This window comes from Phenylobacterium sp. CCH9-H3 (assembly GCF_001557235.1).
GTDB lineage: Bacteria > Pseudomonadota > Alphaproteobacteria > Caulobacterales > Caulobacteraceae > Phenylobacterium.
The window spans coordinates 1-4,656 of record NZ_LSJI01000060.1 but is presented as its reverse complement, the minus strand read 5'-3'; the positions used below and the strand labels follow the sequence as shown (position 1 = coordinate 4,656).

The window sequence follows — 4,656 nt, the reverse complement described above, 5'->3', positions numbered from 1 at the left end:
GCCTGCCGCGCTGAGCGTCTACCGTATTTCTGCGGCCCGATAATGCACTGAGGCCGTCCCGGGCGCCACGGAGGCGCAGCGCGCCTGGCGGATCGAGACGATCGAGGTGGCGACGGCGGGCGGGTAGGTTTCCGGGCGCGTCAGGCGTCCCGGTCGCGCGTCGCGTCGGCGGCCTCGAACAGATCCATCTGGTCGGCTTCGGCCTTCTTGAACGCGGGGCGGGCGGTGATGCGTGCGACGTAGGCCTCGCTGGCCGGGCGGTCGCCGAAGGCGCGGACCTTGGGGACCCGCAGGATATCCGCCATCAGCAGGTCCGCGGCCGTGAAGCGGTCGGCCGCGAGCCATTCCCGCTCGCCCAGGATCCGTTCGATGTGGTCCAGCCGCTGGGTCATCCACCCGGTGAGACCGTTGTCGGGATCGCCGGAGATGTTCAGGAACCACCACGGAACGGTGACCATTTCGATCGAGTTGAGCGCGGCGACGATCCATTGCAGCGTCTGCGCGGCGCCCGCCGGATCGGGCGGCATCAGCCGCTCGCTCTTCCGCGCCAGGTGCAGGAGCGCCGCGCCGCTCTCGAAGAGCTCCAGCGCTCCGTCGTTCAGGAACGGGACCTGGCCGAAGGGCTGGCGCTCCAGATGGTTGGTCTGGCGGCCGTCGAAGGGAACCGTGCGGACGTCATAGGCGAGGCCGGCCTCCTCGCACGCCCATCGCAGCCGCAGGTCGCGCACGAAGCCCCGCGGGCCCGGCGGCACCCAGTCGTAGGTCCAGATGGTCAGCTCACTCATCACGGCATGCCTTTCCCGGGGTCTTCGGCAGAGTCAGTACGCCTGGGCCGTTGAGAGTACCCCACGGACGCCGTTCCCCGCATGGCGAGAGGAACGAAGGGCGCCGGAAGGGATGTCAGCCCGACAAAGCCGGAATCGGGCTAGGGCGACGGCCTCGCGTCGAGACCATTCGCCGGAGCAGGCTATGACAGAACAGGGCGTCGCTCACCTCTTCTCCTATGGCACGCTCCGGCAGCCGGAAGTGCAGCGCGTCCTCTTCGGCCGCGAGCTGCAGACGACGCCTGATGCGCTGCCTGGGTTCGAACTCGCCACGGTGCGGATCACGGATCCGGCGGTCGTCGCCACGAGCGGCAGCGACACCCATCCGATCCTCAAGCGCAGCGCCGATCCCGGCAGCCTCGTGCCGGGCGCCGCCCTCGCCGTGACGCCTGACGATGTCGTGGCCGCCGACGCCTATGAGGTCGACGACTACCAGCGGATCGTGGTGGTCCTTCGGTCGGGTTTGCGAGCCTACGTCTACGTCGCCCGTGACGAGGTGACGTAGAGCCGTCTGGGCGGGGTCACGGCCCCCGGCGCCGGGATCGTGGTGATCGCCGGGCCGGGGGTCGCTCTCCACCTCAGCCGGTGAAGATCCAGTCGCCCGAGAGGCTGGTGAGCTGCACGCCCACCAGGGTCATCTGGGCGCCGCCGCTGAGGCTGATGACCACGTCGGCGCCAACCTGGGCGGTGGTGTAGGTGGAGCCGGGCTCGACCTTCACGCGGTCGCCCTCGGCGCGGCTGAAGTCGAGGACACGGTCGATCCCCGCTTCGCCGAACACGTTGAAGAGGTCGGCCCCCGCGCCGCCCGAGAGGGTGTCGTCCCCGCGGTCGCCCGAGATCCAGTCGTTTCCGGCGCCGCCGCTGAGGCTGTCGTTCTCCTGGCCGCCGCGCACGATGTCGTTCCCAGCCCCGCCGCTGCCGGTGTCGGCGCCGAGGTTGCCGTAGACGATGTCGTCGCCGTCGTCGCCGAACAGCAGGTCGTTGTCCTTGCCGCCGACCACCCAGTCACCCCCGAGGCCGCCGGCGACCGTGTCGTTGCCCATGTTGCCGTGGAGATCGTCGAACTCGGCGCCCCCGGACATGGAGTCGTCGCCGTCGTCGCCGCGCAGGTAGTCGAGGCCGCCGCCGCCCTCGATGGTGTCGTTCCCGGCGTAGCCGCGCATGCGGTCGGCGGCTCCCGAGCCGGTGATGGCGTCGGCGCCGGCGAGGATGGCCGACTTGGCCGCCTCGTTGTTGTTGGTGGTGGCCCAGGTGACGAACTGGGTGACGGGCAGGGAGAAGCCCGTGACGTCGAACACCATCTCGCCCGACAGGCTCTGCTTCCAGCTCGTCAGCGTGCCGCCGGTGATGGAGTCGTTGGCGTAGGTGAACTGGCCGGTGAACTCATCCCTCCAGGCCCCGTCCTGGAGGGTGAAGCGGGTGGCGGTGGCGACGGTCACATCGCCCAGCAACAGGTCGCTGACCACGAGGTCGTCGAAGTCGATGCCGGTCACGCCGGCGGTCAGGATGGCCATGAGGTCCTCCTTCGCGCCGCCGCCGTCGATGCGGCGGCGCCTTGGGTTGAAGGGATCAGAAGCGGCGGGTCAGGCCGACCTGCACGACCGGGAAGTACTTGAAGTCCTTGGCGTCATCGCGCGCCTCGGCCTCTTCCTCGCGCAGGCGGGCCTGGAAGTTGGCGTCGTTGGACAACGTGCCGCCCGAGGCCGTGAGGTTCACGTCGGGGCGCTTGCTGAAGGCGACGCCCGCGAGGGCGCGGAAGCCCCAGCCCCGCTCGCCGACATAGGTGTTGTCGAAGCCGAGGCCCACGAAGGGCTGGAAGTTGGAGAGCTTGGCCTCGCCGTCGAGGCGGCCGACCTGGGCGGGGGTGAAGGTCTGGCCGCCGATGTCCACGGCCGCGGTGGGCTGGGCGCGCAGGTTGATCTTGCGCTTGCCCACATAGGCGCCGCCCGAGACGAAGAAGGCGCCGCCGCCAGGATGCAGGTCGGCGAAGACGCCGCCGGTCATCAGCTTGGCTTTCCCGTCGTAGTCGATGTCGGAATAGTCCTCGTCGCGGCTGATGCTGACGCCGTCGATCGCGCCGCGCAGGACCACGAGGTCGCTGACCTTGGCCGAGAGCTGCACGCCGATCCCGGGCGTGCCGACGTTGACGCCGACGGACATGTTCTGGGCGCAGGCCGGCGAGGCGGCCAAGGCGCCGAGGGCGGCGAGGGCGGTAAGATACGTCTTCATGTGGTTGAAATCCCTAATCACGTTCTGGCTGAGGTGTGTTCGCCGCCCCTGCGAGGGCGGCGGTTGGGTTCGGCCCATCGGGCGTCGGTCGACGCCCGCGGTTGGCGCGGAGCCGAGGCCGGCTCGCCGCCGGCTCGTCGATGCATTGGGATGCCCCTGTCCGTTCGGACGTTCCGCGTCCGACCCCGATGCAAAGGCTAGGTCGGGCAGGCGACGGCGGCCATTAGCCCGGATGGGCTACAAAGGCTCGCGCGGCGGGCGACAAATCGGGATAACGGGTTCGGTCGACGGGAAACGTCGGCCCGGGAATCGCCGGGAAGAGCGGGGGGGAAGGTCTTGGTATTGGATCCGGCGTATCGGGATCAGGTTCTCATCAACGAGACGCGGACCGAGCTGAAGGGCAGCGTCGTGGCCTGGGTGGCCCTGACCGTGGGCACCGCCTTCCTGTACCTGGAGTTCGTGGAGCGCGCCGAGCGGGCGGCGTTCCTCGCCTGGCTGTCGGCGATCTCGATCTTCCTGGGCGGCTGGTTCGTGGCCTGGGTGGCGTTCATCGTCCGGCCGCCGTCGGACCAGGCGATCCTGACGCGGTGGATCCCCGGGGCCAAGGCGGGGATGGCGCTGTGCAACGCCGCCACGGCGGCCAGCGTCTGGGTGTTCATGCCGGCGGCCGAACCCGAGATGCGGGCGCTGCTGGTCGTGCTGTACGCCTGGTTCCTGATCGTGCAGTTCGCCGCCGCCACCGAGGCCACGCAGGTGCTGAAGCTGGCCGTCGTGCTGCTGCTGGGCTCGCTGACGGCCTGGCTGCTGGTGGAGCGGCCGCCGCATTTCCTGAAGCTGGCGCTGTTCCTGCCCCTGTTCGGGGTGACCCTGATCGCCATCCGCCGCTTCGTGCGCCAGGCCGTGGTGGCGGCGACTGAGGCTCGCGCGGCGGCCGAGGCCTCCCGCCGGGACCTGGCCGCGGCCCTGGTCAGCCTGGAGCGAGAGCGGGACGCCAAGACCCATTTCATCCGCGCCGCCTCGCACGATCTGCAGCAGCCGTTGCAGGCCGCCGGACTGTTCCTCGACCGGCTGAAGCCGGGCGCGCGCGACCTCGCCGCGCCCCTGGGAGGCTTGCGCAAATCCCTCGGCGTGGCGCGGACGCTGGTGGATTCGATGCTGGAGCACCTGAAGCTGGAGGGCGGGGCGGTGCAGCCGGACCTGTCGCGCTTCGCCGCCGGCGAGCTGTTCGACCGCGTGCTGCTGACGCAAGGCGCCGCGGCCGCCGAGGCCGGGATTGAGCTGTCGGTCGTCGGCCGGCGCGTGGGGCTGCACAGCGACCCGCGGCTGTTGGCCCGGGCGGTGGAGAACCTGGTCGCCAATGCGATCCGCCATTCGGGCGGGCGGCGGGTGGTGATGGGCGCGCGCGCGCAAGGCGACGGCGTGACGATCTGGGTGGTCGACGACGGATGCGGGTTGGGCGAGGGGGAAGAGGCCCGGATCTTCCAGCCGTTCGAACAGGGCGGGCGCGTGGGCGCCTCGGGCGGCTTCGGCCTGGGGCTCGCGTCGGTGGCGGGGCTGGTGGCCCTGTTGTCGGGCGAGTGCGGCGCGCGGCGCGGGGTGACGC

Annotated in this window: 5 protein-coding genes; 2 read left to right on the top strand and 3 right to left on the bottom strand. The window is 70.6% G+C overall.

Translation table 11 applies throughout. The annotated features are described in order from the left end of the window. Window positions 1-140: 140 nt before the first annotated feature. A complete protein-coding gene (locus AX721_RS05400; RefSeq protein ID WP_068875001.1) occupies window positions 141-785 on the bottom strand; it encodes a glutathione S-transferase family protein in 645 nt (214 codons plus the stop codon). 184 nt (window positions 786-969) lie between these two features. On the opposite strand from AX721_RS05400, the gene AX721_RS05395 reads away from it, so the two are divergent. Beyond that, window positions 970-1,329, top strand: a complete 360-nt coding sequence (locus AX721_RS05395) for a gamma-glutamylcyclotransferase family protein (protein WP_068875000.1) — start codon at window positions 970-972, stop codon at window positions 1,327-1,329. A gap of 73 nt (window positions 1,330-1,402) precedes the next feature. On the opposite strand, the gene AX721_RS05390 is transcribed toward AX721_RS05395, so the two are convergent. Together AX721_RS05390 and AX721_RS05385 are read right to left on the bottom strand one after the other, a co-directional pair. Beyond that, a complete protein-coding gene (locus AX721_RS05390) occupies window positions 1,403-2,338 on the bottom strand; it encodes a calcium-binding protein (RefSeq protein ID WP_068874999.1) in 936 nt (311 codons plus the stop codon). A gap of 55 nt (window positions 2,339-2,393) precedes the next feature. Then, entirely contained in the window at window positions 2,394-3,053 is a 660-nt protein-coding gene (locus AX721_RS05385) for a hypothetical protein (protein WP_068874998.1), read from the bottom strand. Window positions 3,054-3,389: 336 nt separating this feature from the next. Between AX721_RS05385 and AX721_RS05380 the strand changes: the two genes are divergently transcribed. After that, on the top strand, window positions 3,390-4,656 hold a 1,267-nt coding region (locus tag AX721_RS05380; RefSeq protein ID WP_231754701.1), incomplete at its 3' end, for a sensor histidine kinase KdpD.

Bases quoted from the DNA above. Each gene is read 5' to 3' on its own strand.
- AX721_RS05400 (WP_068875001.1), bottom strand. From the start codon at position 785: ATGAGTGAGCTGACCATCTGGACCTACGACTGGGTGCCGCCGGGCCCG.
- AX721_RS05390 (WP_068874999.1), bottom strand. From the start codon at position 2,338: ATGGCCATCCTGACCGCCGGCGTGACCGGCATCGACTTCGACGACCTC.
- AX721_RS05385 (WP_068874998.1), bottom strand. From the start codon at position 3,053: ATGAAGACGTATCTTACCGCCCTCGCCGCCCTCGGCGCCTTGGCCGCC.
- AX721_RS05395 (WP_068875000.1), top strand. From the start codon at position 970: ATGACAGAACAGGGCGTCGCTCACCTCTTCTCCTATGGCACGCTCCGG.